Source organism: Heterorhizobium halophytocola (assembly GCF_017873095.1).
Classification (GTDB): Bacteria; Pseudomonadota; Alphaproteobacteria; order Rhizobiales; family Rhizobiaceae; genus Allorhizobium; species Allorhizobium halophytocola.
In genome coordinates, this window is the sequence record NZ_JAGGJU010000006.1 from 1 (window position 1) to 25,491 (window position 25,491).

At 63.3% G+C, this 25,491-nt stretch carries 26 protein-coding genes and 1 tRNA gene; 17 read left to right on the forward strand and 10 right to left on the reverse strand.

Translation table 11 applies throughout. From position 1 onward, the window contains the following. Positions 1–188: hypothetical protein (locus tag J2Z17_RS11655; protein WP_209945141.1), on the forward strand; the 188-nt coding region annotated here is incomplete at its 5' end. A 316-nt stretch (positions 189–504) separates the two neighbouring features. Here the strand turns inward: J2Z17_RS11655 and J2Z17_RS11660 are convergent. From J2Z17_RS11660 to J2Z17_RS11675, 4 genes are all read right to left on the reverse strand, one after another. After that, entirely contained in the window at positions 505–723 is a 219-nt protein-coding gene (locus tag J2Z17_RS11660; protein WP_209945143.1) for a hypothetical protein, read from the reverse strand. A 138-nt stretch (positions 724–861) separates the two neighbouring features. Next, positions 862–1,080 carry a hypothetical protein gene (locus tag J2Z17_RS11665; protein ID WP_209945143.1) on the reverse strand — a complete coding sequence of 73 codons (219 nt, stop codon included), beginning with the start codon at positions 1,078–1,080 and terminating at the stop codon, positions 862–864. Between the two features lie 127 nt (positions 1,081–1,207). Further along, positions 1,208–1,426, reverse strand: a complete 219-nt coding sequence (locus tag J2Z17_RS11670; protein WP_209945145.1) for a hypothetical protein — start codon at positions 1,424–1,426, stop codon at positions 1,208–1,210. A gap of 76 nt (positions 1,427–1,502) precedes the next feature. Then, complete coding sequence (locus J2Z17_RS11675) at positions 1,503–1,721, reverse strand: hypothetical protein (RefSeq protein WP_209945147.1); 219 nt, start codon at positions 1,719–1,721, stop codon at positions 1,503–1,505. 419 nt (positions 1,722–2,140) lie between these two features. On the opposite strand from J2Z17_RS11675, the gene J2Z17_RS11680 reads away from it, so the two are divergent. The 4 genes from J2Z17_RS11680 (at position 2,141) to J2Z17_RS11695 (ending at position 6,081) form a co-directional block, all read left to right on the forward strand. After that, positions 2,141–2,839, forward strand: a complete 699-nt coding sequence (locus J2Z17_RS11680) for a TetR/AcrR family transcriptional regulator (RefSeq protein WP_209945148.1) — start codon at positions 2,141–2,143, stop codon at positions 2,837–2,839. Positions 2,840–2,851: 12 nt separating this feature from the next. After that, a complete protein-coding gene (ilvC, locus tag J2Z17_RS11685; RefSeq protein ID WP_209945150.1) occupies positions 2,852–3,871 on the forward strand; it encodes a ketol-acid reductoisomerase in 1,020 nt (339 codons plus the stop codon). A gap of 203 nt (positions 3,872–4,074) precedes the next feature. Then, positions 4,075–4,755, forward strand: a complete 681-nt coding sequence (locus J2Z17_RS11690) for a TetR/AcrR family transcriptional regulator (RefSeq protein ID WP_209945152.1) — start codon at positions 4,075–4,077, stop codon at positions 4,753–4,755. Between the two features lie 99 nt (positions 4,756–4,854). Then, positions 4,855–6,081 (forward strand): aminotransferase-like domain-containing protein, encoded by a 1,227-nt coding sequence (locus J2Z17_RS11695; RefSeq protein ID WP_209945154.1) that lies wholly within the window; start codon positions 4,855–4,857, stop codon positions 6,079–6,081. 829 nt (positions 6,082–6,910) lie between these two features. Here J2Z17_RS11695 and J2Z17_RS11700 read toward each other — a convergent pair. Further along, the gene (locus J2Z17_RS11700) at positions 6,911–7,141 is read right to left on the reverse strand and encodes a hypothetical protein (RefSeq protein WP_209945156.1); all 231 of its coding nucleotides are present in this window, start codon (positions 7,139–7,141) and stop codon (positions 6,911–6,913) included. Between the two features lie 689 nt (positions 7,142–7,830). Here J2Z17_RS11700 and J2Z17_RS11705 point away from each other — a divergent pair. The 3 genes from J2Z17_RS11705 (at position 7,831) to J2Z17_RS11715 (ending at position 11,615) form a co-directional block, all read left to right on the forward strand. After that, positions 7,831–8,790 (forward strand): ABC transporter substrate-binding protein, encoded by a 960-nt coding sequence (locus J2Z17_RS11705; RefSeq protein ID WP_377300085.1) that lies wholly within the window; start codon positions 7,831–7,833, stop codon positions 8,788–8,790. A gap of 111 nt (positions 8,791–8,901) precedes the next feature. Next, positions 8,902–10,596: an ABC transporter permease gene (locus J2Z17_RS11710; RefSeq protein ID WP_209945160.1), complete on the forward strand. Its 1,695-nt coding sequence runs from the start codon at positions 8,902–8,904 to the stop codon at positions 10,594–10,596. Beyond that, on the forward strand, positions 10,584–11,615 hold the full coding sequence (locus J2Z17_RS11715) for an ABC transporter ATP-binding protein (RefSeq protein WP_209945162.1): 1,032 nt from the start codon (positions 10,584–10,586) through the stop codon (positions 11,613–11,615). The genes J2Z17_RS11710 and J2Z17_RS11715 overlap by 13 nt, the downstream gene beginning before the upstream one ends. Before the next feature lie 84 nt (positions 11,616–11,699). Here the strand turns inward: J2Z17_RS11715 and J2Z17_RS11720 are convergent, their stop codons facing one another. Further along, positions 11,700–12,740: a DUF2278 family protein gene (locus J2Z17_RS11720; protein WP_209945164.1), complete on the reverse strand. Its 1,041-nt coding sequence runs from the start codon at positions 12,738–12,740 to the stop codon at positions 11,700–11,702. Between the two features lie 270 nt (positions 12,741–13,010). Between J2Z17_RS11720 and J2Z17_RS11725 the strand changes: the two genes are divergently transcribed. The 7 genes from J2Z17_RS11725 to J2Z17_RS11755 all read left to right on the forward strand — a co-directional run bounded on the left by J2Z17_RS11725 (position 13,011) and on the right by J2Z17_RS11755 (position 20,492). Continuing rightward, positions 13,011–13,742: an NUDIX hydrolase gene (locus J2Z17_RS11725; RefSeq protein ID WP_209945167.1), complete on the forward strand. Its 732-nt coding sequence runs from the start codon at positions 13,011–13,013 to the stop codon at positions 13,740–13,742. Between the two features lie 78 nt (positions 13,743–13,820). After that, complete coding sequence (locus J2Z17_RS11730; RefSeq protein WP_209945169.1) at positions 13,821–14,738, forward strand: PhzF family phenazine biosynthesis protein; 918 nt, start codon at positions 13,821–13,823, stop codon at positions 14,736–14,738. 119 nt (positions 14,739–14,857) lie between these two features. Then, positions 14,858–14,933, forward strand: a tRNA-Lys gene (locus J2Z17_RS11735). 160 nt (positions 14,934–15,093) lie between these two features. Next, positions 15,094–16,041 (forward strand): acyl-ACP thioesterase, encoded by a 948-nt coding sequence (locus J2Z17_RS11740; protein ID WP_209945171.1) that lies wholly within the window; start codon positions 15,094–15,096, stop codon positions 16,039–16,041. Positions 16,042–16,270: 229 nt separating this feature from the next. Continuing rightward, entirely contained in the window at positions 16,271–16,609 is a 339-nt protein-coding gene (gene hmuQ, locus J2Z17_RS11745; protein ID WP_209945173.1) for a heme-degrading protein HmuQ, read from the forward strand. A 383-nt stretch (positions 16,610–16,992) separates the two neighbouring features. Then, a complete protein-coding gene (locus J2Z17_RS11750; RefSeq protein WP_209945175.1) occupies positions 16,993–19,440 on the forward strand; it encodes a mechanosensitive ion channel domain-containing protein in 2,448 nt (815 codons plus the stop codon). A gap of 224 nt (positions 19,441–19,664) precedes the next feature. Further along, a complete protein-coding gene (locus J2Z17_RS11755) occupies positions 19,665–20,492 on the forward strand; it encodes a response regulator (protein WP_209945177.1) in 828 nt (275 codons plus the stop codon). Between the two features lie 30 nt (positions 20,493–20,522). Here the strand turns inward: J2Z17_RS11755 and J2Z17_RS11760 are convergent, their stop codons facing one another. From J2Z17_RS11760 to J2Z17_RS11770, 3 genes are all read right to left on the reverse strand, one after another. Then, positions 20,523–21,230, reverse strand: a complete 708-nt coding sequence (locus J2Z17_RS11760; protein ID WP_209945179.1) for a retropepsin-like aspartic protease family protein — start codon at positions 21,228–21,230, stop codon at positions 20,523–20,525. Further along, positions 21,220–21,453 carry a DUF1289 domain-containing protein gene (locus J2Z17_RS11765; RefSeq protein WP_209945182.1) on the reverse strand — a complete coding sequence of 78 codons (234 nt, stop codon included), beginning with the start codon at positions 21,451–21,453 and terminating at the stop codon, positions 21,220–21,222. Before J2Z17_RS11765 ends, J2Z17_RS11760 begins: the two co-directional genes overlap by 11 nt. A gap of 82 nt (positions 21,454–21,535) precedes the next feature. Then, a complete protein-coding gene (locus tag J2Z17_RS11770) occupies positions 21,536–22,324 on the reverse strand; it encodes an adenosylcobinamide-GDP ribazoletransferase (protein WP_209945184.1) in 789 nt (262 codons plus the stop codon). A 124-nt stretch (positions 22,325–22,448) separates the two neighbouring features. On the opposite strand from J2Z17_RS11770, the gene cobT reads away from it, so the two are divergent. Both cobT and J2Z17_RS11780 read left to right on the forward strand, forming a co-directional pair. Continuing rightward, complete coding sequence (cobT, locus tag J2Z17_RS11775) at positions 22,449–23,474, forward strand: nicotinate-nucleotide--dimethylbenzimidazole phosphoribosyltransferase (RefSeq protein ID WP_209945186.1); 1,026 nt, start codon at positions 22,449–22,451, stop codon at positions 23,472–23,474. Between the two features lie 10 nt (positions 23,475–23,484). Beyond that, complete coding sequence (locus J2Z17_RS11780; protein WP_209945188.1) at positions 23,485–23,892, forward strand: diacylglycerol kinase; 408 nt, start codon at positions 23,485–23,487, stop codon at positions 23,890–23,892. Positions 23,893–23,928: 36 nt separating this feature from the next. Here J2Z17_RS11780 and J2Z17_RS11785 read toward each other — a convergent pair whose 3' ends face one another. Further along, positions 23,929–25,464: a sensor histidine kinase gene (locus J2Z17_RS11785; protein WP_209945190.1), complete on the reverse strand. Its 1,536-nt coding sequence runs from the start codon at positions 25,462–25,464 to the stop codon at positions 23,929–23,931. Between the last annotated feature and the right edge of the window lie 27 nt (positions 25,465–25,491).

Sequence of the window (25,491 nt, forward strand, 5' to 3'; positions counted from 1 at the left end):
GATATCTTGGGAGGGCTCCGGCCCTGCGCGGGGTGTTTGTTATTTTCTATATCGAACTGCTTGGTTCGATGAGCTGTATCTGGTCCTGTTCGACGCGGTTTGCAAGGGGTATTTTTGCAAATCGAACCGAATGGTTCGATGTTGTGTACCTGCCTCACGAGAAATGTCACGCAATACCAATGGCTTGACTGTTTCATTCATATAACTGTGAACGAAGAGATTGATTATTGTGAACAACGAAATCCGGTTCGAGCGCCGGTTCCGCGGTGTCCGGCAGCCGGCCAGGCCCGCAGCGGAGCGCAGGAAAGCTGGAGGGGGTGGGCACAGTGTGGGGTGGTTATGGCGGGACGGGTGAAACGATTGGTGACAGGCGTGGATCCATGCAGACCGCAAGGGCAGGGAGCGACCACTCCACGGACGCGAAGACCCCGAGGCTTTCGCTTCGGGGCCTTCGTGACGCACCCAGGGGCAGGGATGCCGGGTGCGTGGGGGGACCTGGTCTTGTTAGTGGTTGTTGGCCGTGCGGCTGACGAGGTCGAGGGTGCGGTCGCTGTTGACCTTGTAGACCTCGTGGACCTGCTTGCCGTTGGCGAAGTATTCGTTGAACACGGTCGAGCCGATCGGGGCTTCCGACAGCATGGCGCCGGAGGAGATCGGGCCGGCGAACGCGGCAGAGGTACCAAGGGCTGCGAGAACGGCGGCGGTGGCGAGAACGGTTTTCATGGTGTGTATCCTTCTTCCTTTGGGGTCCCGGCTGTCTTGTTAATGGGGCGGGGGCAGCCGTGGACGGGTATGCGTCTCGGGAGGATCTGTCTGTCGGCGGCACCCGGGCAGGCCCGGGCGGCCGTCAAACATGCAGATTTAGTGGTTGTTGGCCGTGCGGCTGACGAGGTCGAGGGTGCGGTCCGAATTGACCTTGTAGACCTCGTGGACCTGCTTGCCGTTGGCGAAGTATTCGTTGAACACGGTCGAGCCGATCGGGGCTTCCGACAGCATGGCGCCGGAGGAGATCGGGCCGGCGAACGCGGCAGAGGTACCAAGGGCTGCGAGAACGGCGGCGGTTGCGAGAACGGTTTTCATGATGTGTATCCTTCTTCCTTTGGGGTCCCGGCTGTCTTGTCGATGGGGCGGGGCAGCCATGGACGGGGTTATGCGTCTCATTGGGGCGTCGGCGGCGCCCGGGCCAGACCCGGGCAGCCGTCAGGCTTTAGTGTGTGTTGGACGTGCGGGTGACGAGGTCGAGGGTGCGGTCGCTGTTGACCTTGTAGACTTCGTGAACCTGCTTGCCGTTGGCGAAGTATTCGTTGAACACGGTCGAGCCGATCGGCGCTTCCGACAGCGTGGCGCCGGACTGGATCGGGCCGGCAAAGGCAGCGGAGGTGCCGAGAGCGGCGAGAACGGCGATGGATGCGAGAACGGTTTTCATGATCTTGTCTCCTGTTGGGTGATCGTTGCTGTGCCCTGGGGTAGACGATGGTCACCCCGGGAAAGTTTCAGCGGGATTAGTGATCGTTTGCGGTGCGGGTGACGAGGTCGAGGGTGCGGTCGCTGTTGACCTTGTAGACTTCGTGAACCTGCTTGCCGTTGGCGAAATACTCGTTGAACACGGTCGAGCCGATCGGGGCTTGCGACAGCGTCGCGCCGGACTGGATCGGGCCGGCAAAGGCAGCGGATGTGCCAAGGGCGGCGAGAACGGCGGCGGTTGCGAGAATGGTCTTCATGGTGGTATCCTTCCTGTGTCTCAAATTCCGATCCGGGTGGCGGGGCCTTGGTGGCTCATGGTCCGGATCCTGTTGCGTCTGAATGATCGAACTCAGCGGTTCGATGCACTCGATGTGTGGCGGGGAAATGCGCCAGACAAGGGATAGGTTTCATCCATCGAACCGATCGGTTCGACTTGAAGGTGGTGCCTCACGGATTTTCTGCAGCAAAATCAGCCGGATATTTCGTCGGATCATATAAATGTGATCTTCGAAATTAATTTCGCACGACAACGAATCCGGTCATTCCCAGCCTTCATTCGACCTGTCGACGGACGGTTTCATCTGCTGTTCCCCGCATTTTGACGCTTGACGGCGAAAGCGGAGCGGCCTATTGAATTGCGGAACCGTACGGTACGGTACTGAATGGAGTCCGACATTTGATCACCGACGCAACCAGACATGCAGAGTTCACGCCCCGGCAGAGTGCCGTGCTGGGCGAGGCCTTGCGGCTTCTGGTGGAAGGTGGCGACAAGGCGCTGACCACGGCCGGACTGGCGCGGGCCGCCAACTGCTCGAAGGAAAGCCTCTATAAATGGTTCGGCGATCGCGACGGCCTGCTGTCGGCGATGATCTCGTTCCAGGCAAGCAAGGTGCGGACCGTCGAGCGGCCGGGCGAACGCCTGACGGCCGCAACGCTGATCGAGCATCTCGAAATTTTCGCCCACGACCTGCTGGACGTGCTGGCGGGCGACGTCTCCGTCGCCCTCAACCGGCTGGCGATCGGCCAGCTCAGCCGCGACGGCTCCAAGATCGGCATCCTGCTGCTGGAACGCGGCCGTCGCCAGATCGACCGGCGCGCGCGCGGGCTGATCGATGCCGGACAGCGCGACGGGCTCTTGCGTTTTTCCGATGGCGAGGAAGCCTATCGCACACTCTACGGGCTGACCGTGCAGGACCTGCATGTGCGGCTGCTGCTGGGCGAAAAGTCCGCCACGGGCGATTTTGCCGCACGGGCGCACCGCGCCGTCGGCTATTTCATCACTCTCTACGGCACCGAAAAGGCGCTGAGCGCATCGCATTCCGTCGACCGGACGGGTGCGGGCGAGACTGATAAACTTCACAACGGACATCTATAGGGAAGGAAGACCATGCGCGTTTATTATGATCGTGATGCAGACCTCAATCTGATCAAATCCAAGAAGGTCGTCATCGTCGGCTATGGCAGCCAGGGCCGCGCCCACGCGCTGAACCTGAAGGACAGCGGCGCCCAGAACGTGGCGATCGCGCTGCGTGCCGGTTCGGCGACGGCGAAGAAGGCCGAGGCCGACGGCTTCAAGGTGATGACGGTTGCCGAGGCTGCCGCCTGGGCCGACCTGCTGATGATGGCAACGCCGGACGAGTTGCAGGCCGACATCTACCGCGACGAGATCGCCGGCAACATCAAGGATGGCGCAGCCATCGCCTTTGCCCACGGCCTCAACGTCCATTTCGGCCTGATCGAGCCGAAGGACACACTCGACGTCGTCATGATCGCGCCGAAGGGCCCGGGCCATACCGTGCGCGGCGAATACCAGAAGGGCGGCGGCGTGCCGTGCCTGGTGGCCGTGCATCACAATGCTTCCGGCAATGCGCTTGAGCTGGCACTCTCCTATGCCTGCGGCGTCGGCGGCGGTCGTTCGGGCATCATCGAGACCAATTTCCGCGAGGAATGCGAAACCGACCTGTTCGGCGAGCAGGTCGTTCTCTGCGGCGGCCTGGTCGAGCTGATCCGCGCCGGTTTCGAAACCCTGACCGAAGCCGGCTATGCGCCGGAAATGGCCTATTTCGAATGCCTGCACGAAGTGAAGCTGATCGTCGACCTGATCTATGAAGGCGGCATCGCCAACATGAACTACTCGATCTCCAACACGGCCGAGTGGGGCGAATATGTTTCCGGTCCGCGGATCATCACGGCGGAAACCAAGGCCGAGATGAAGCGCGTGCTGACCGACATCCAGACCGGCAAGTTCACCTCGGACTGGATGCAGGAATACCGTGCCGGCGGCGCCCGCTTCAAGGGCATCCGTCGCATGAACGACAGCCACCAGATCGAGGAAGTCGGCGAGAAGCTGCGCGGCATGATGCCCTGGATCGGCAAGAACAAGCTGGTCGATAAGACCAAGAACTGATCGCCCGGCGCGCGCAGGCGCGTTGCAGGGATGAGACGGCCAGAGGCCGGGGCAGACGCTCCGGCCTCTTTTTCATGCAAGGCCGGCGATGCGGGCCGATGGCTGCCGGATCATCCCGCAGGAATTGGGGATGATGCGACCGGCTTGCTTGAATGGCGGCGCCTGAGTTGAGATAGTTCTCGTCAAGGGCAAGCATTCTTTTAATGAGAAATACATCTCGTTTGTGGGGCGATATGGGCGAACATTCAAAGAGTTTCGAGCGGATCAACCAAAAGAAGCGGACACGGCGCGAACTGCTGCGTTCGGCCGAAGACCTGGTCGGCAAGGGCAGTCTGCCGTCGGTTGCGGACGTGGCCGACCATGCGGGCATCTCGCGGGCGACCGCCTACCGATATTTCTCGACGGCCGAAGACCTGCTGCGGACGCTCGTCGAGGAAAGGCCGCGGGCAGAGATCTCGATAGCGCCCGCCAGGCCTGGGGAAGACCCCGCGGACCGGGTGAGCGATCTGGTGACGAAGGTGATGACCATGCTGGAGGCGGACGAGGTGGTGTTCCGGGCTCTGCTGGCTGCCAGTATCGGCCAGCCGGATGGCGCGACGAAGGGCGACCGCCGGGCCGAATGGCTGGCGCAGGCCCTGGCGCCGGTCGAAGACGCGCTGGGCAAGCGGGACTTTCGCCGACTTGTGATGGCGCTCGGCCTGACCTGCGGGATCGAGACGCTGGTGACGCTGAAGGACGCTTGCGGGCTGAAGCAGCGGGAAGCGCGCGATGTCGTGCTGTGGACGGTGCGCACGCTGGTGGCGGGTGCCCTCGGGCAGGGCGCGCAGCCGGCCGATCCCGTCGTCAAGCCGGGCTCGCCGCAGCTGCGCTTCGACCTCGGCTGATCCGGTGAATTTGTTGCGTTGCATTATAGGTCAGTGTTGTTGACTTATTTCGGTCCTCATGGTGAACTCCTCGGATAACAACCTCTGAGGAAACCCCCCATGCTGAATTGGGAACAGGTCTTTGCATCGCGCTCCACCCGGATGCGCGCATCGGAAATCCGCGAGCTGCTGAAGCTGCTCGACCGACCGGACATCATTTCCTTCGCCGGCGGCATTCCCGATCCGGCACTGTTTCCGCGGGAGGCCTTCGAGGCCGCGATGGCGGACATCTTCGCCGGCAGTGATGCGCAGGCCTCCCTGCAGTATTCGGTGAGCGAGGGCTATCTGCCGCTGCGCGAATGGCTGGCGGGCGAGATGGAAAAGATCGGCATTGCCTGTACCGTCGACAACGTGTTCATCACCTCGGGCTCGCAGCAGGCGCTGGATTATCTCGGCAAGCTGATGCTGTCGCCCGGTGACACGGCACTGGTGGGCTGGCCGACCTATCTGGGCGCGCTGCAGGCCTTCAACGCCTATGAGCCGCATTACGACCAGCTGATCCCGGCCGGCAACCGCACGCCGGAGAGCTACCGCGAGGGGGCGACGGCCAAGGGCGGGGCGGTGAAATTTGCCTATCTGTCGGCCGATTTCGCCAATCCGACCGGCGAGACGATCGGCCGGGAGGGGCGTGAACAGGTTCTGGCGCTGGCCGAAGAACTGGATATCGCCGTCATCGAGGACGCCGCCTATCAGGCACTGCGCTATGACGGAGAACCGGTGCCGCCGATCCTGGCACTGGAGATCGCCGCCAAGGGATCGATCGAGCAGGCGCGCACGATTTATTGCGGCAGTTTTTCAAAGACGCTGGCGCCAGGCCTGCGGGTCGGTTTCGTCGTTGCCGCAACCCCGGTCATCGCCAAGCTGGTGCTGATGAAGCAGGCGGCCGACCTGCATTCGCCAAGCCTGAACCAGATGGCGATCGAGCATGTGGCGACGCGCCATTTCGAGGCGCAGGTCGACACGATCCGCAACGCCTATCGCAGCCGTCGCGATGCCATGCTTGGCGCCCTGGCGCGCCACATGCCGCCCGGTGCCACATGGGGGACGCCGCAGGGCGGCATGTTCGTCTGGGTGACGCTGCCCGAGGGGATCGACGGCGCGGCCCTGCTGGTGCGCTCGATCGAGACCGAGCGCGTGGCTTTCGTGCCGGGGCAGGCCTTCTTCGCCGACAGGTCCGGCGCCAACACCATCCGGCTGTCGTTCTCCTGCGCCGATGAGGCTGTGATCGGAGAAGGGATCGCAAGGCTCGGCCGTCTGGTCGCCAACGCCCTGCCGCTGGCTGCCTGAGGGCCGTCGGCTTCGATCGGCAGGAATCGGGAACAGGGGAGGGGCCGTCAACCGGACGGGCCTTCCCGACGCTTGCGAACCAGGGAGACCGGAACGCGGTCCATCGCGGCAATTCGGCATGCCGCCCGTCCAGCATTGGCCCTCGATGCCGCCGGCTCGGGCGAGGATGGGGTCGAAAAGTGTCGGCAGAAAACGATCTTCGAGGGCTTGAATCAGCGCGCGGCTGCGACATTTGGTTTCAGGCGGCCGAAACAGGGCGTTTTGGCCCGCGTCTGCAGGTGGATATCCACAGGCGAGAACACGCCAAGGTTTCATGGTGAAAACGTGATGTCTGGCGCAAATTTCGGCTAATTTGGTGATATGTCTCAATATGATACGTGTGCGCCTTATTCACGCCCAGTTGTCGCCAATTCGCAGGGCGTGACACGGTTCTGCCCCAAAATGACCGCGTAAAAATCTTCCGAATTACAATTCCGTAATACTGCGCCCGTTTTGCCGCATTCGAGTCCGATTCCGCACGGATTGGAAGCTTAAGGCCTAGTTTTGCCTAATTTACGATACGGCAATATGGCGCGTTTGTGGCCGGAATAGTGCAGGAATACTGATTTTCGCCATTTGGTTGTATGCTAACTAGCTAACGTGATCTTTGGTTTATTGAAGACTTTGGCCCACGGTAACTAAGAATATCCCCACATTAACTGGTTGTTAACCAATTTGATTTCGAGGGGATACACGTGAAGAAGATGGATATTGTCGTCGCTGTTCTTGGAGCGACTTTGCTGGCGGCGTCGGCTCCGGACGCCTTCGCAAGAGGCGGTGACCGCGGTGGTCACGGCGGCCATGGGGGCGGGGGACGCTCGGGCGGCCATAGTTCCAGCAGCCATGGCTGCGGCGGTTCCAAGTCCTCATCCTCTTCACATTCCTCATCTTCTTCCTCTGCATCGGCCTCTTCGTCCGCGTCTTCCTCGGCGTCGTCGTCTGCCTCCTCCTCCTCTTCGTCATCCTCTTCTTCCTCGTCTTCGGCTTCGTCGGCCAGCTCGTCGTCCGGCTCTGCCGGCAAGGGTTCCGGTCGCGAAAACAACCGCTTCCTGACCTTTGTCCGGGGCGGTGACAGCCACGGCGGCGGCGACCTTCGCTGTCACGTGCCGTTCTTTGCCAAGACGTTGGATTGCAAGGACAAGCTGGCGCGGTAACGCCAGTTTGCACCTCGAAAGAGGTGTTCCATCGGTCCGCCGCCGATGGAGAATAGTGGTTTGGTTAGCGTCGTAAGTCCGCCCTTCAGCCTGCCAAACCATTATAGAAGACCCGGACCCCGCAATCCGGGTCTTCGCCCTTTTCTGCTATCCGCATATCTACTGAGATATACTGGCTTTATACTTATCGTCCTGCAACAGCGGGCGCGCTGTCGCGTGCCGAGCACGGTTGCGCAAATGTGACGATAATGGCCGGCGAAAAAGTCGCTCGCGCCCGATGTGTCACCAATGTGACGGCATCGACCGCCAGCACCCGGCAACGCGCGCATGCCCGCCCGCGCAGCCCTGCTTGAGCCAGACCACCTGCACTGCTGGCACCGAAGTCTCCCCCCGTCGGAATGTCGCGAACATCGCGGCCGAGCGGGCCGCAGGCCTGTCGCCCCGCCCGCGTCTCTACAACGGGGGACCGCGGGTGTCACATACGTGTTATGACCGCGGCCTAAGGAGCCTCATCGCGCAACCGAAAGGACGACTGATGAGAAACGTGCTCCTGATGCTGATGACGACGGTTTCGCTCGCCGGCATGGTGGGCGGCGCCGGGGCCGCCGATCTTACCCTCTATACCAGCCAGCCCAACGAGGATGCCCAGGCAACGGTGGACGGGTTCATGGCGGCCTATCCCGACATCCAGGTCGACTGGGTCCGCGACGGCACCACAAAGCTGATGGCCAGGCTGATGGCGGAGATCGAGGCGGGCAATCCCGCAGCCGACGTGCTGCTGATCGCCGACACCGTCACGCTCGAGCGGATGAAGCAGGCGGGCGACCTGATGGCCTACACGTCGCCGGAAGCCAGCCATTACGATGCGTCGCTCTATGACGCCGACGGCTATTATTATTCGACCAAGCTGATCACCACCGGCATCATGTACAACACGCAGGCCTCGATGACACCTGAGAGCTGGATGGACCTGGTCAAGCCCGAGGCCAAGGGCCTGGTGGCGATGCCGAGCCCGCTGACCTCCGGCGCCGCACTGATCCATGCCCAGACGCTGACCGGCGTCGATGGCTTCGGCTGGGACTACTACAGGAAGCTGAAGGAAAACGGCGCCACCGCAAGCGGCGGCAATGGCGGCGTGCTGAAGGCCGTGGCGTCCGGTGAAAAGGCCTATGGTGTCGTCGTCGACTACATGCCGATCCGCGAAAAGGCCAAGGGTGCACCGGTCGAATTCGTCTTCCCGAAAGAGGGCGTGACGGCAGTGACCGAACCGGTCGCGATCCTCAAGGGCACCCGCCATGCGCAGGCGGCGCAGAAATTCGTCGATTACGTGCTGTCCGAAAAGGGACAGCAGGGCTTTGTCGATCTGGGCTATATCCCGGCGCGCGACGGCATGCCGATGCCGGCCGGTTTCCCGGCCCGCGACAGCTTCAAGGTGCTGCCGATCGATGCCGCCAAGGCGGTGAAGAACGGCGATGCGGACCTCAAGACCTTCTCGACGATCTTCGGCACCAATTAGGGCATTTCAGGCGATAAAACAGTTTCGCCTGCGTAGCCCTATCCCCTCCGTTGTTACGCCATTCCGGCGAAAGTGCCTGCCGCTTTCGTCGGAATGGCGCCCAGGACTGACATGGCATCTCGACAGACATCCGGAAACAGCCAGCCTGCCTGGCTGTTGCCTTTCGTACTGACCGTCGTCGGCGTGATCTGCGTCCTGCCGCTTTTGCGGCTTGCAACCGTCGGCGCCGTCTCGGCGGTGCGCGGCGGCGCATGGGCGCTGTTTGCAGAGCCCGGCACCTGGCACGCGCTAATCAATTCTCTCTCGACGGCGACGATCGGAATGATGCTGTCAGTGGCAATCGGCGGCATCTACGCGCTGGCACTCACCCTCACCGATATGCGCGGCAAGGGCCTGATCAGCTTTTGCCTGATGCTGCCGACGATGATCCCGCCGCAGGTCACGGCTCTCTCCTGGGTGAGCATGAGTGGCCCGTCGAGCCCGCTATTGAAGGCGTTGGGCCTTGCCCCGCCACTGGGGAGCCCGCAGCCGCTCTATTCGATCGGCGGCATCGCGCTGCTGCTTGGCATGCAGCATGCGCCGCTGGTGTTCCTGACGCTGCGCGCTGGGCTGATGGCGCTGCCGCGCGACGCGGTCGATGCGGCGCGGATGTCCGGAGCGTCTCCGGGCCAGGTACTGCGCGACATCGTGTTGCCGCTGTCGACACCCGGGCTGATCGCCGGGGCGGCGATCGCCTTCGTGTCCGGCATCGGCAATTTCGGCATCGCGGCGATCCTCGGACTGCCGGCCTCGATCCTGACGCTGCCGACCTTGATCTACAGCCGGTTTGCCAGCTTCGGCACAGGCACCTTCGGCGATATCGCCATGCTGTCCGGCCTGATCGCCGTCATCGCCATGGCAGGGCTGGTGGTACAGGAGAGGGCGCTGAAAGGCCGCGACTACCGGATCATCGCGCTTAGCGGTCAGGTGGCCGCCTTTCCGCTCGGGCGGCTGCGCCGGCCGATCGAGGCGGCCTTGTGGTTCGGCCTGATCGGCATGCTGTTCGCACCCTTGCTGGCGCTCGTCGCGGCCTCGCTCGTGCCGGCCTATGGCGTGGTGCTCAGCCTGAAGACGGTCACCTTCGCCGCCTATGGCGAGATATTGCTGCGACAGGCGGTGACCCGGACCGCCTTTGCCAATTCGCTGTTTCTGGCAACCGTCAGCGCCCTCGGCCTGCTGGTCGTCACCGTGCTTGCCGCCTATACGCTGGAGCGGATGGGCGGGCGATGGCGGACACTTCTCGCGGCTGCAATCGAGATCCCCTATGCCTTGCCGGGCATCGTCGTGGCAGTCGCCTATATTCTCCTGCTCGCAGCGCCCCTGCCGGTCGTCGGCATTCGTCTCTACGGTACGATCTGGATCATCGTCATCGCCTATTTCTCGTCCTTCTTTGCCGTCAGCCTGAAGCCGGTGGCCAGCGCCTTGCGCCAGCTCGACCCGTCGCTCGAAGAAGCGGCAAGGCTGAGCGGCGCCGGGTTCGCCCGCCGCATGCGCGACATCGTCTTACCGCTGCTGGCGCCGGCTGCCGGTGCCTCGGTCATCCTGGTCTTCCTTATTGCCTGCAACGAGCTGACCGTGTCGGCCCTGCTCTGGTCTGCGGGCACGCAGACGCTGGGCGTGGCGATCTTCAATCTCGACGACAGTGGCTCCTACAACCTGGCGTCCGCCCTGTCGGTGCTGGTGGTGGGCATGGTGGTCGTTCTGATGCTGCTCCTGGAATGCCTGGCGGCACGCCTGCCGAGAGGAGTTCTGCCGTGGCGAAACTGAGTCTGGACGGGGTCTCAAAACAGTTCGGCGATGCACGGCCGGCCGTGGTCGATTTCTCTCTCGACCTGGGGGAAGGCGGCTTTCTGGCGCTGCTCGGCCCGTCCGGCTGCGGCAAGACCACGCTGCTTCGGATGATCGCCGGCTTCGAGACGCCGACGGGCGGGCAGATCCGGCTCGGCGACCGGCTGCTGTCGGACGCAGTCGGCGTGGTGCCGCCCGAACGGCGCAATATGGCGATGGTGTTCCAGTCCTATGCGCTCTGGCCGCATATGAGCGTCGCGCAGAATGTCGGCTATCCGCTGAAGGTGCGCGGCATTTCGGGCGAGGAGCACAGGCGACGGGTGGTGGATGCGCTGCAGAGCGTCCATCTTCTGCCCTATGCCGAACGTCGCCCTGCAGACCTTTCCGGTGGCCAACGCCAGCGGGTCGCGCTGGCGCGCTGCCTGGTGATGCAGCCCGACGTCGTGCTGCTCGACGAGCCGCTGGCCAATCTCGACCGGCACCTGCGTCAGGAGATGGAAGAGACCTTCCGCAGTTTTCACCAGCGCTCGGGCGCAACCATGATCTATGTGACCCATGACCAGGCAGAGGCCATGGTGCTGGCTACCGATGTCGCGGTGATGTCGCAGGGACGGTTGCTGCAGATGGCGCAGCCGGCCGAACTTTATGCGCGGCCGAACGGACGGCTGGTCGGCGGGCTGATCGGGCAGGGCGTCATCCTCGCGCTTGCCGATGACGGCTATCCTGCGCGCGATTATGACGGCGAACGGATCGGGCGCGCGCTGGCGCGCACGGATGACGCCGTCTGTCATGTCGACGTGCTGGTGCGGCCACAGGATGTCGAGGTGGCTGGCGGGGGGCTCGATGCCCGCGTCACGTCGATCGTCTTCGAAGGCGAGCGCTACAGCGCCCGCGCCAGGCTCGACGCGGGCGCGGAGGTCGCATTCTACTGCCGGACGTCCTTGTCGGTCGGTGAGCGTTTGTCGCTTGCGATACGCCATGGCTGGCGACTGTCGTAGAGGGCAGACAGGGACAAACGCGTGCGTTGCGCCGCCCGCGCCGTCCCAGCACGGGCAGGCGAGGGGCCTTTTCCTTGCCGCGGCTCAGAACAGCGTCGTCCAGCCTTCGTTGGCGGTTTCGCTCCGGCCATAGGATACCCGGTCGGCCACAAGCCCGCTCGGCGCATAGAGCAGGATGTCGCCGCCCTTGTTGCGCAGTTGCGGCAGCCCTTCGCCGCCGGCCAGCATGACGGTCAGGATGTCACCCGCTGCAAGCCTGCCGGAAAGCCCCTGGCGGCGATCGGCGGCGTCGGCAAGCTGCCAGCCGTCCAGATCGACATCCATGTCGGAGCGGTTGATCACCGTGACGCTTTCGCGCTCGCTGCCGTCGGGCTCGTTGATCGGGTTGATCAGAGCGGCGAGGATGCGGACCGACGAGGCGAGGACGGGCTGGGGCCTGCGTGTTCCCTCGCCACGGCCCTGGCCGGCCTGCGCCCCGGACAGCGGATGGCCGGTGGCCGCATCGGTGTTCCAGTTCTGCGTCTGGAAGGCGAGGAAGATGGCGATCCAGTCGTTGCTGACGGTATCGTGGATCAGCAGGGCGCCGTCCTGATTGGGGCCGTTGTCGCTGGCAAAGCTGCCTTCCGAGCCCTGATTCATGTGGATGTCGTGGATGCCGTTTCCCGGCAGGAAATCGAAATAGGCATCCTTCTTGTCCGCTTCGGGCCCCCAGCGCTCGCCGAAGGCATAGAAATGCATGGTGTCGTCGTCGAGCGAATCCTCGATAAGCGGTTCGATGAATTCGCGCAGGTCGTTGCGCGGGCCCGAGAGCTGAAACGGCGCCACCTGCAGGTCGTCGCGCTCGATCAGGCCGCCGCGGACATAGTCGATGGCAAGCTCCGGATGGTCGCCACGCAGGTCCGTCAGTCCCATGGGCAGACCGGCAAGGCCCGCCAGGATGGGCGCCTCGAAACCCACGACATGGGCAAACAGCAGATCATGCGGTGGCACCGTGGAGCGCGCGTTGACCGCTATTCGATAGCTGACGCCATCGGCCTCGATGCGGATCTCGATATGCGGGCTGTCGTCGTCGTCGAGCTCCAGTCCGGACGCAACACCTTTCAGAACATGATAATTCTTGATCATGCTGCTTCTCCTTCCGGCCAGTCCGGACGGTAAATCTAGATGCCATGCATGTTGGCATTGTGACAGATGGTTGCTTTTCTGTCAGGTAATATCTCAAGGGTTGCGGTGCGGCATGGGGCGGATATTTTCCGCTGTCATGGCATGGCAGAAAATCTATGATACCCCGCCCGCCGAACCGCCGCATTTCCATCGGCCTTGCCACGGTTTGCCGCCTGCATCCAGGTTGCGCTCGCGGCGCGACGCCGACAGCCCCTTTCAGGACCTTGTTTTATGGATCAGATGACCCCTTTCTCTCGTTTGGCTGCGCAAAACACGGTCTTCGAAATCGCCTCGGTCGATCTCAGGGTGGACCCAGGCGAGCACCCTTTCCATGAGGCGCAGAAGGCGAAGGCTGCGGGTAACTGGCTGCGCGAAAAGGCACAAAAGCCGGCGATGTTCGACGGCCAGGTGATGCTGCAGCGCGAGCTTGTGGTGGACGCGGCCGGCGTCCGGGCCACGGGCCACCTCGTGCCTTACTCGACCTTCCTCTGGTGGCGTCGAAGCGCGCCCGCCACCGGCTTTCACCTCTTCGGCCTGCCGGTGGTCGTGTCCGGCGACGGCGCGATCATCGCGATCCGGATGGCCGATCACACGGCCAATGCCGGTCAGGTCTACTGCGCTGCGGGCTCGCTCGACGCGAGTGATGTGGTGAACGGGCGCTGCGATCTCCTCGGCAATATGGTGCGGGAAGTACGGGAGGAGACCGGCCTCGACCTTGCGGCTGCCGAAGACGATGGCCGTCTGCTGGCCTCGCATGCCGGCCGTACCCTTGCGATCTACCGGATTTTCCGCTTCGAGGCGTCGGCCGACGACCTGTTGGCCGCCATCGAAGATCACCGGCTGAACGCCGCCGACCAAGAGATATCCGGTGCCGTGGCGATCCGCTCGGCCGATCCGGACGCGCATCACTACAACGTGGCCATGCCGCCGCTGCTGCGATGGTTTTTCGCCGGCAGGGGTTGACCGGGCCGAATTCTCTGGAGAAGTAAAAGGGGTTGATATTCGACGACCGGAGGCCTTGCGGTCGCTTTGGAGGCAGGCGTGGCGCGTGAATACTCGATCTACGACGTCTTTACCGAACGCCGGCTGGCGGGAAATCCGCTTGCCGTGATCCATGATTGCGACGGGCTGGACGAGGCGGCGATGCAGGCCATCGCCCGCGAACTCAACCTGTCGGAGACGGTGTTCGTGCTGCCGGCCAAAAATCCCGCCCATAGCGCCAGGCTGCGAATCTTCACGCCCGGGCGCGAACTGCCCTTTGCCGGGCATCCGACCGTCGGAACGGCAATCGCGCTGGCCGAACGGCAATATGGCACCGATGACGGCGATCTCGATCTGGTTTCCGTGCTCGAGCAGAATGTCGGACCGGTGCGCTGCGCGGTGCGATTGCGTCGGGGACAGGTTGGCTTTGCCGAATTCGATCTGCCCCGGGTGCCGCAGCGGCTTGACCATACGCTCGACCGTCAGGGGCTGGCCGATGCGCTGTCGCTGAAGATCACCGATATCGGCTTTGAAAACCACGTGCCGTCGGTCTGGACGGCCGGCGTTCCGTTCGTTGTTGTCCCGCTCCACAATGTCCATGCGGTGGAAAGCGTCGAATATGATCCGGTGCTCTGGGAGAAGGTCGCGCCCTTTGCCGATGGCGGGCTCGTCTCGGCCTATGTGTATTGTCGCGGCGGGGTCAATCACAGCGCCAGATTCCACGCGCGGATGTTCGCCGTCGGCATGGGCATCAGCGAGGATCCGGCAACGGGATCGGCGGTCGCAGCCCTGTCCGGTGCGATCCAGCATTTCGACGGCTTGCCGGATGGGCATCATCCGGTCGTCGTCGAGCAGGGCGTCGAGATGGGCCGCCCCTCCTATATTCACCTGCATATCGACAGCAAGGACGGCGAGATCGCCCGCGCCCGCATCGGCGGCAGGGCGCTGAAAGTGGCGTCGGGCACGCTGGATCTCTGACCTTCGGCAGGACCGCCGCGGAAGTTTTTTCACCGTGGCGCAACATTTTTTCGGCAAGGCGCTGGACAAGGTTCGAGATGCCCTTTATATGCCCCCTCACGCCGCCGGAAGGTGGCTACGGGTGATTAGCTCAGTTGGTAGAGCAGCTGACTCTTAATCAGCGGGTCGTAGGTTCGAGCCCTACATCACCCACCATTATTTCAAAGACTTAGTTCAGTGATTTGACTGCGTGCATGAGATCATTGCACGCGGTTTCGTCGCGTCTTGACGGTCGCTACCTCGGCCATCGCCGGCCTTGCAAGGCTGCGCCAAACGCGCTTCATTGCCGGGCGGAAACAGGTGTCGAGGTGCGGGGATGACGGGTCGATCTGGCGAGCATGCGGGTGCAATGACGCTCGTGTGGCAGGGAACGGCGAGCCAGTGGGAATGCGACCACATGGGCCATCTCAACACCCGGTTCTACATCAAGCGGCTGGCCGAGGGGCTTCAGGCCTTTGCCAATCACCTCGGCTTCACACGGCATCCCGGACATCAGGGGCAGGCGCTGCGGGCGGTGCAGATCCATGCCCGTTTCCTGACCGAGGTTCATGTGGCCCAACCGCTGGCCCTTTACATGGGCGTTATCGCCTGCGACCAGGACGGTCTGCTGCTGCAGGCCGCGCTTTGCGATCCCGACGAGCCGCAGCGCTTCGCAGCCTTCGTGCTGCGGACCCGTGCACAGGATCTGGAGAGCGGGATCCTCCAGCCGCTGGACACTGCCGTCCTGTCGAAGGCCGACACCTTGTCCGTCGCGCCGGATAACACGCTGCAGCCGCGAAGCTTCGGCATCGAACCGCTGCCGGGCGAGACGGTGAAGCCCGACAGCGGCGCTTTGCGCATCGTCGGTGCCGGGGCATGGATGGAGGACAGCGTCGATGAAAACGGCTTGATGCGGGCGGAGGAACCGATCGCAAGGCTTGCCGATAGCATGGGTGGGCTTATGCGGCCCTATCGCGGGGCGGTCATCGACCATGCGGACCCGGTGCCGGCCCGTCCCGGTGGCGCCATGCTGGAGACCCGGATCGACATTGTCCGCTGGCCGCGCGTCGGTCGGGCGTTTCGGCTGTCGGGTGTGCTGACGGGGTATGGATCGAAAACCCAGGAGATCGAGTCGCTCGTCGTCGATGCCGTGGATGGCCATCTGGTCGCCGTCATGCGCTGCGTGGCGATCGTCTTCGATCTGGACAAGCGCCGCGCCGTTCCGGTCTCCGACAAGGCCGCAAAGGTGCTTGCCGGCATGATCCGCGGGTCGGCGCTCGGATAGTATAAGAGCTGTGTTCAAGGCCGAATTCTTGCTTTGTTCGCTGACTGTTCGCGCTCGACATAATTCCGATAGGAAATGTTCCTGTGGATTGCTGTGGATAACCCGGTTCGGCGCAGGATCGCGGGGGGCTTGATCTTGCGCGGCGATCGCCAAGATATCGGCTATCGTCGGATCACGATCCCGAAACCGGCTCTGAATGTCGGTCGGGTTGAAACAAGGGAGAATGACGATGTTCATTGCGATGAACCGGTTTCGCGTGGTTCCAGGTTCCGAGGAGGCCTTCGAGACGGTCTGGCGCGAGCGCCAGGGGCGGCTTGCCGAAGTGCCCGGCTATATCGAGTTCCATCTGCTGAAGGGACCGGCCAAGGATGACCACACGCTCTATGCCTCGCACGCCGTCTGGCAAAGCGAAGCGCATTTCCTCGACTGGACCCGATCGGAACAGTTTCGGGCTGCGCATGCCAATGCCGGGCAGAGCAAGGTCAACTATCTCGGCGGGCCGCAATTCGAGGGCTTCGAGGTGGTTTTTCACGAGGACAGCCAAGGCAAACGCATCGCAGGCGATTGACGCGGAGAAGCGCCAGAGGCGAAACGAGGGGATATCCTGCGGCGATTCCCGATGGGCGTTGCAGCCGGGCGCGTGATCGGCAGATCGTTTGATGCCACCATGCCGCCGCCTTCCTTGTCCATAGGCTGCGGCAAGGACGGCAGCCGTACGGGCAGGCCGCATCCGGGACGCGCATGCGTCACAACAGGACCGGGACGCGCATGCGTCACAACAGAAAACGAAATTCCGTCGGGCTTTTCGCAGCGACCGACTAAGGCTTTCGAGATCAGATGTCAGGAAACGTCTTGCCAGCAATGCTTCGCCGCTCACCCTTGTCCTTGATCACTCTTCTGCTTGCCCTGCTGGTGGGCGCAATGGTGTTGCCCGGCGCATCGGCCCAGCCAATGACGCAAAACAATGTGCTGAGCCAGGCGAGCAGCCAGCTCGAAAAGGACAAGGCGCAACTGGCAGCGCTGCGCAAGCAGATCGATACAGACGAGGAAGACGACGCCACACTGACCAGCATCAAGGCGAAGGTTGATGATACGGTTCAGGACCTGCAGCAGATCACCGCCGATCTCAAACCCCGGCTGGATCAGGTCAGCAAGCGGCTGGGCGAACTGGGCGAACCGCCCAAGGACGGCGAGCCTGCAGAGGCGCCGGAGGTGGCGCAGGAGCGTTCCAAGCTCAACGACGAAAAGGCCCAGCTGAACGCGGTCAGCGGCCAGGCACAGGACTTGGCGACACAGGGCACGGATCTCTCCAATTCGATCATGGCGGTTCGCCGGCAGCTGTTTACCGCCCGCCTGCTGGAGCATACCGACATCTCGACGAACTTCGCAAACCAGGCGCTGAGCTCGGTATCGTCCGATTTCGTTCGCGGCGAGAAGCTGATTTCGGATTGGGCCAAAGGCGTCTGGGTTTCCAAGAAGGTGCCGCTGTTCATCGCCCTCATGCTGTCCCTGGCAACGGCGCTTCTGCTGCATTTTGCCGAGTACTGGCTGTTCGGCTCGGTGCTGCGCCGCGCACCGCGCAAGGACGATCCGAGCTATCTGAGCCGCATCTCGATTGCTTTCTGGTCGACGATCATGCCGACGCTGGCGCTGGGCGCCTTTCTCGTTGCCAGCTATTTCTTCCTGAAGACCTTCGGCGTGCTGACCGCTCAGATCGCACCGATTGCCGCCTCCTGCTTCAGCTTCGTCGGACTGGTCGTGTTCATCTGGCTGCTGTCCAGCGCCGTGCTCGCCCCCAACAGGCCGCATTGGCGGCTGGTCAGGCTCTCCAATCGCGGTGCGAAGAACGTGCGGATCTCGATCATGCTGATGGTCGTGCTGATCGGTCTCGATTTCGTCGTCGCAGCCCTGACCGAGGCGCTCAGTTCGCCGCTGGTGCTGACCGTGATGAAGAGCTTTCTCTCGTCCGTCCTGGTCGGACTGATCATGTTCTTCACCTCGTTCATGAAGCCGGTGCTGCCGGCCGATGGTGATCCGGAAGCCAAGGGGGTGGCATGGCCGCGGACGCTGGCGATCCTGATGCGGGTGATCGGCGCCATTCTCGTGCTGACGGCGGCGATCGGCTATGTCGGTCTTGCGCGTTTTCTCGCCGGCCAGATCATCGCGACCGGCGGCGTGCTGACGACGATGTATATCGGCTTTCTCTCCGGCCGCGCGATTTCGGCGGCCGACCGGTTCGGCGAGACCCTGGTCGGCAAGGCGTTGCAGCGCCGGTTTTCGCTCTCCGACGTGGCGCTCGACCAGACGGGCATCGCCGTCGGTCTGCTGATCTATGTCTTCGTCGTGTTCATCGGCCTACCGCTGATCCTGCTGTCATGGGGGTTCCGGCGCGAGGACCTGCAGTCGCTGATCTATCGCATCTTCACCGAGATCTCGATCGGCAGCATCCATATCTCGCTGGTCGGCATCCTGACCGGGGTCCTGCTGTTCGCGCTCGGGCTGCTCGCCACCCGCTGGCTGCAGAACTGGCTGGACGGCAATGTCATGGCCCGCTCGCAGGTCGATACCGGTGTGCGCAATTCGGTGCGCACGGTGGCCGGCTATATCGGCACGGCGATCGCCGGCCTGATCGGCATCTCGGCGGCCGGCATCGATCTTTCGAGCCTGGCGCTGGTTGCCGGTGCACTGTCGCTGGGTATCGGTTTCGGCCTGCAGAACATCGTGCAGAATTTCGTCTCCGGGCTGATCCTGCTGGCCGAGCGGCCGTTCAAGGTGGGCGACTGGGTCGCCACCGGGGCGACCGAGGGGTTCGTCCGGCGGATCTCGGTGCGGGCGACCGAAATCGAGACCTTCCAGCGCCAGTCGATCATCGTGCCGAATTCCGAACTGATCAACGCCTCGGTCGGCAACTGGACCCACCGGAACCGGCTGGCGCGTATCGACGTGCCGATCGGCGTGTCCTATGACGCCGATCCCAACGAGGTCATCCGCATTCTCGGCGAAGTCGGCCGCGAGCAGGAAGGCGTGCTGTCCAATCCCGAGCCCTTCGTCATCTTCCTCGGCTTCGGCGATTCGTCGCTCGACTTCCAGCTCTGCGTCTTCGTGCCAGATATCCTCGACAGCCTGGGCGTCAAGAACGGCGTGCGCGTTGCGATCTTCCAGCGGTTCAAGGCGGAGGGGATCTCGATCCCGTTCCCGCAACGCGACGTCAACTTCTTCGTGCAGGGACAGCGCGCGGCGGATGCGGATACGGCGGCCGCCACGGCTGCCGCCATGCAGCAGGCGCCGCGTCGCTCGTCGGCAACGCCGGAGCAGCGCGGACTGTTCGAGACCGGCGCCCTGCCGGACGAGGACGACGGGATCGACGGCGACATGAACGGCGACAGCGAGAAGTCTTGAGAGGCGGGGCGCTTTATTTCCGTCTTTCTGTGCCGATCAGGGACAGGCGCAGTCTTGCGGGGCGTGTCGGCACGGTGCCGGCGTTCCCGGGCATATCGCCGCGGTTTCCCTGCGAAGACTAGATGCGATTTTGTTATTTTATCTATGGATTTAGTGTTTAACGCTTCTCTAAGCGGTTCGCCGTATGCTCAGCTGATTGAAACTGTTTTCAGTAAAGGTATATCATGGCAGAGCTCGGCGTTTCCGGTGTGCAGTATTCCGGCGAAAAATTTCCCAACGCCCGGATCATCGTGGCCGAGGATTCCAATGTATTCACGTCGATGATCTCGACGCGTCTGAAGGAATTGTTCGAACTCGAAGTCGAGATATGCCGGACCTTCGAAGATCTGCAGGTCGCCAACGAAATGGCCGATGAGCCGATCACGCTGGCTGTCTCCAACATCAATCTGCCGGGCGCCGACAATGGCGAGGCGCTTGAATATCTGGTCGATTGCAACGTGCCGACCATCGTCTTTACCGGCACGCTGAGCGAGGCGGCGCGCGATCGACTGCTGAAGAAGGACATTGTCGACTACGTGCTGAAGGACAATATCTTCGCCGTCGACATGCTGGCCGAGGCAATCTATCGTTTTCTCACCAATCATCGCCATCATGTCCTGATCGTCGACGACAGCATCACCGCACGCACGCTGCTGACCAGCCGGTTGAAGCGCTACAATTTCCGCGTCAGCAGCGCCGAAGATGGCGCCAAGGCGCTGCAGATCCTGAAATCGAGCCCGGATATCGGCCTGGTCGTCACCGACTACAACATGCCGGATATCGACGGTTTCGAACTGACCCGGCGCATTCGCGGCGCCCGGGGCTCGCACGAATTGCGCATCATCGGCGTCAGTTCGTCGACCAGTCGCCTGCTGTCGGCGAAATTCCTCAAGGTCGGCGGCAACGATTTCATGCTGCGCCCCTTCATCGACGAGGAATTCTATTGCCGCGTCAACCAGAACCTCGACACGCTGGTGCAGATCCAGGCTAGCCAGAAGCGCATTCCGGCCTGACATCCGCCACGCCGGCCGCGGCGTTCGCCGTCAATCCTTGAGGGTGACACGATCGGCGCGCATTTCCACCGCGCTCAGCGTTTCGAGGAAACTCATTCCAAGCAGGCTTTCCTGCAACTGGCCCTCTTCGGTCACGACCGCTGTGACGTCGTGGCGCACGATCGGGCCGAGGGCGACGCTCGGCAGGCGGATCGGGGCTGCGAGCGCCCGGCCGTTGGCGGTGTAGATCGTGCGGGTGAACGACAGGCTGTCGGGATCGATGCCGGCGCGGATCGCATCCCCATAAGTCAGTGCAATCGAGGTGGCGCCGGTGTCGAGCAGCATCGGCAGGGTGGCGGGGCCGACGGTCACCTCGGCCTTGTAATGTCCACCGAGACGCTTGCGCAGGATGACGGACTGGCCGCCATTGCCGCTGCGGGCGACTTCCATCCGTCCGGGTATCAGTTCGCCCATGACCCGGTTGCCGACATCCTGCAACTGGTCGCGATAGCCATAGCCAGCCACGAGCACGACGACCACGCAGACCCAGACCAGGAGCTGCAGCAGGCGGGTCGGCAGAAGCCTGCCGCTGCGCAGCACGCCGATCGACAGCAGGGCTGCGAAGGGGGCGAGCGCCACCATGCTGCCAAACCGGTCATTGGCTATGCCGAAGCTCTGGCCGCTCTCGTTGTTGTAGAGCAATATCGCAAGGCCGATGCCGAGAATGGCAAAGACCAGGATCAGGAATCTATCCCTCAAGGACGTTATCCTTCCCACGGGCCAGACGCCTGCGCCGGGTTTCACGGCGAGGTTTGCGCTCGATGGTTTCGAGGCGGGCGGGCAGGGCCTGCATGATCGATCGGCGCTCGGCGTCGCTATAGGCGATCCATTGCGCGATCTCGTCGCGCGTGCGCCCGCAGCCGAAACAGTAGCCGGTCTTGTCGTCGTCCATGGCGCAGACAAGGATACAGGGTGATTCCATAGGGCCTTCCGTCATCGAGACCTCCATTGCGCCGTAACAGCGCCTGCCGGCCTTCGTTCATGTCCATCTTAATATTGGGATTTCAGACGACGAGGGCAAGGCATGCGAGGGCCGCGACCTCGGCGACCTGCTGGCAGCCGCCGATCGTGTCGCCGGTGTGCCCGTCGAGCAGCGAACGGACCCGTGAGGTGAAGGCGAACGTCGCGGCAACAGTGGCGAGGATCGCAACGATCAGGCCGTGAAAGGGCAGGGCCAGCACCATGGATGCGACCGCCATCAGGGCGGCAACGGCCACGGCCGCCAGTGTGGCATCCTTGTCGGGCACGCCGGCGCCGGCTGCAACGCCGGCGCCTGGCGGCCTTGCGGATGCCAGCGCATGCCAATGCCAGACCATGGCGGCACGGCTGAGCGCGGCCACGACCGGCAGCACTAGAGCGGTGGCAAAGGCCGTAAGGACTGTGCCGATCGCGGCAAGCGCTGCGACGCGCAACCCGATCGAGACGATGAGCGCGATGACGCCATAGGTGCCGACGCGGCTGTCCTTCATGATCGAGAGGCGCTGCTCGCGGTCCCCGCCTCCGCCCAGGCCATCGGCGCAGTCGGCAAGTCCGTCTTCATGCAGGGCGCCGCTGATGGCGATCTGCAGCACGACGGCGAGCAGGGCCGTCAGCAGCCCGTTGCAGCCGGCGCCAAGAAGCAGGCCGAAAAGCAGGGCCGAGGGCAGGGCGGCGATGGCGCCGGCCACCGGGAATGTCGCCGATTGTTGCGACAGGCTGCTCGGTCGGCCTTCGAATGCTACGGCTGGCACCGGCAGGCGGGTGAGGAAGGCCAGCGCACGGCCGGTGTCGCGAAAATACCCGTCAAGATCCATGGGGCTCGAAAACTCTCCTCTGGCAGACCCTTGCATGTCGCTTTTCGTGTTGTCGCCACGCGGTCGGCTGATTATGACAGGCACAAAGCATCAAACGAACCGAGAAGACAAGAAAGCATTGCACATGAGTGTCACCGGCCTGCCCTTCGACGATTTCCGCGCGCTTTTGAAGGACCTTCCCGGCCCGGAGACCGCAAGCCTCGTGACCGCGCGTGACCGGGACCGCCAGCTGACAAAGCCGCCGGGGGCGCTCGGCCGGCTGGAGGAAATCGCCATGTGGCTTGCCGCCTGGAGCGGCCGTGCACCGGCGGTCAACCGTCCGCTGGTGGCGATCTTCGCCGGCAATCATGGAGTGACCCGGCACGGCGTGACGCCATTTCCGCCGTCCGTCACCAAGCAGATGATCGACAATTTTGCAGCCGGCGGTGCGGCAATCAACCAGATCTGCGTCACCTACGACCTCGGCCTGAAGATCTTCGACCTGGCGCTGGATTATCCGACCGGTGACATCACCACCGAGCCGGCACTGTCGGAACGCGACTGCGCGGCGACCATGGCCTTCGGCATGGAGGCCGTGGCCGGCGGCACCGATCTGCTGGCGATCGGCGAGATGGGGATCGGCAACACGACGATTGCGGCCGCCATCAATCTTGCGCTTTACGGCGGCGAGGCCGAGGACTGGGTGGGACCGGGCACGGGCTCGGAAGGCGCAGTGCTGGCCCGCAAGATCGATGCGGTGAAGCGTGCCGTCGAATTCCACCGGGAACATCTGTCGGATCCGCTGGAGGTGCTGCGCCGTCTCGGCGGACGGGAGATCGCCGCCATGGCCGGCGCCATCCTGGCCGCGCGCATGCAGCGCGTGCCGGTTCTGCTCGACGGCTATGTTTCGACGGCTGCCGGTGCCATCCTGAAGGCGATCAATCCGTCCGCGCTCGACCATTGCCTGATCGGTCATGTTTCGGCAGAGCCCGGCCACCTGAAGGCGATAGAGAGGCTGGGCAAGACGCCGCTGCTGGCACTCGGCATGCGTCTTGGCGAAGGCACCGGTGCGGCGCTTGCTGCCGGTATCGTCAAGGCTGCCGCGGCCTGCCATTCCGGCATGGCGACCTTTGAAATGGCCGGCGTTGCGAACAAGACCGATGCGCACTGATCCCGGGAAGATGTCTGTCGAGGCGGAAGAGACGGTCAAGGCCGAGCCGGTATTCGAGAAGAAGGTCGGGCTCGACCACCTGTTCGCCGCCGCCCGCTATTCGTCCCAGGGCTTTCGCCGGCTGCTCGGCGAGGCGGCGTTCCGCCACGAGCTGATCGCGTTTGCAGCCGGGCTTGTCGTGTTTGCGCTTGTCGGCGCGACCTTCCTCCAGTTCATCGGCTTCGTCGTGCTGATGGCGATCCTGTTTGCCGTAGAGGCACTGAACACGGCGATCGAGGAGCTGGTCGACCGCATCTCGCCCGAGATTTCCACGGTCGGCCGCAACGCCAAGGATCTCGGATCCTTCGCCGTGTTCTGCATGCTGGTGTCGAACGGGCTTTTTGCGCTCTATGTGGTGATCGGCGGATTGTTCTTCTGACCGCGCCCGGTGGTCTGCCGGATCGGACCGGGATGCTCAGGCGAACTGGCGCTTGCGGGGGGTGACCGCGGGGGTCTCGCTGATCGCCGGCAGGCTCTGCAGGACGCGGCTGGACGGCAGGATGGCGATGACTTCTGTGCCGTCGCGCAGCTTCGACTTCAGCTTGAACTCGCCGCCATGCTTGGACAGGATGGCCTGCACGATCGGCAGGCCGAGACCGGTGCCCTGTTCGGCGCTCTTGATCGCGATCGAGCCCTGACCGAAGGCTGACAAGACGACCGGAATCTCCTCTTCCGGAATGCCGGGGCCATTGTCGCGAATGGCGACATACTGGCCGCCACCGGCGGTCCAGCCGACCTTCAGCATGATCTCCCCGCCCTGGGGGGTGAATTTCACCGCATTGGAGAGCAGGTTCAGCACCACCTGGCGCACGGCCTTCTCGTCGGCCCAGACCTGTGGCAGATGCGGCTCGAACTGATGGCCGATGGAGATGTTCTTGGCGCGCGCCCGCAGCTGGACCATGCCGAGGCAGTCCTCGGCCAGTTCCAGCAGGCTGATCGCACTCTCGTTGAGTTCGTATTTGCCGGCCTCGATGCGCGAGAGGTCGAGAATCTCGTTGATCAGATTCAGAAGATGCTGGCCCGAACGGTGGATGTCGCCGGAATATTCCTTGTAGAGCGCGTTGTTGAGCGGCCCCAGAACCTCGTTGGCCATGACTTCGGAAAACCCGAGAATGGCGTTCAGCGGCGTGCGCAGTTCGTGCGACATCGAAGCCAGGAAGCGGGACTTCGCCATATTGGCCTCCTCGGCCCGGCGGCGCGCCTCGTCGGACATGGATTTCGCCACTTCGAGCTCGGCGATCAGGTCGTCCTTCTCGCTCTGGAACGAGGTGAGCGACAGGCTGTTCTGGTAGAGGCGATCGGTCACGTAGATGAAGAAGATCATCGCCGTGGTGAACATCGCGGTGATGCCGATCTGCAGCGGGTCGCGGGTGATCAGAGACAGGCTGACAAGCGCCATCACCGTCGGGATGAAGGCGAACAGCACCGCGCGGCGCAGCAGGATGTTGGACATCGCCGTGACCGACAGCACGACGAGCAGCACGGCGCCCTTGTAGAAGGTGAAGGTGTCGCCGCTGCAGGTGTCGCAGCTCTGGAAGGAGAACATCGCCCAGCAGACGCCCATGGCGCACTGGCTGAGGATCAGGGTCCGGGTCCAGCGACCGAGGGTCAGCGGGGTAATCTCGCTGCGCGCCGCCTTGCGCGCCAGCAGGACGTTCAGCGCATGGATCGACAGGGTGAACAGGGTCCAGATCGCCAGCGTCGGGGAGGCGCTGACATAGGTGCCGATGCCGCCGACCAGAAGAGCCAGAAAGGGAATGATCGCGGCGCTGTGCAGGACGGATTGTATGTAGGCTTTCAGCACGTCGCAGCTCAGCGCCGGTCCCCCCGAATGGGTCGACTGCAGTCGCTCGCGTGTCGAGCGCACGGTTCGCGACACCGCCTTGTTGCGGTGCTTGCGGGTCAGGTCGACAACATTCTTGTCTGTTGAGGAACTCGTTTCGTGGGTCATCGCTGGCAATGGTTGGCCGTTTCCCGG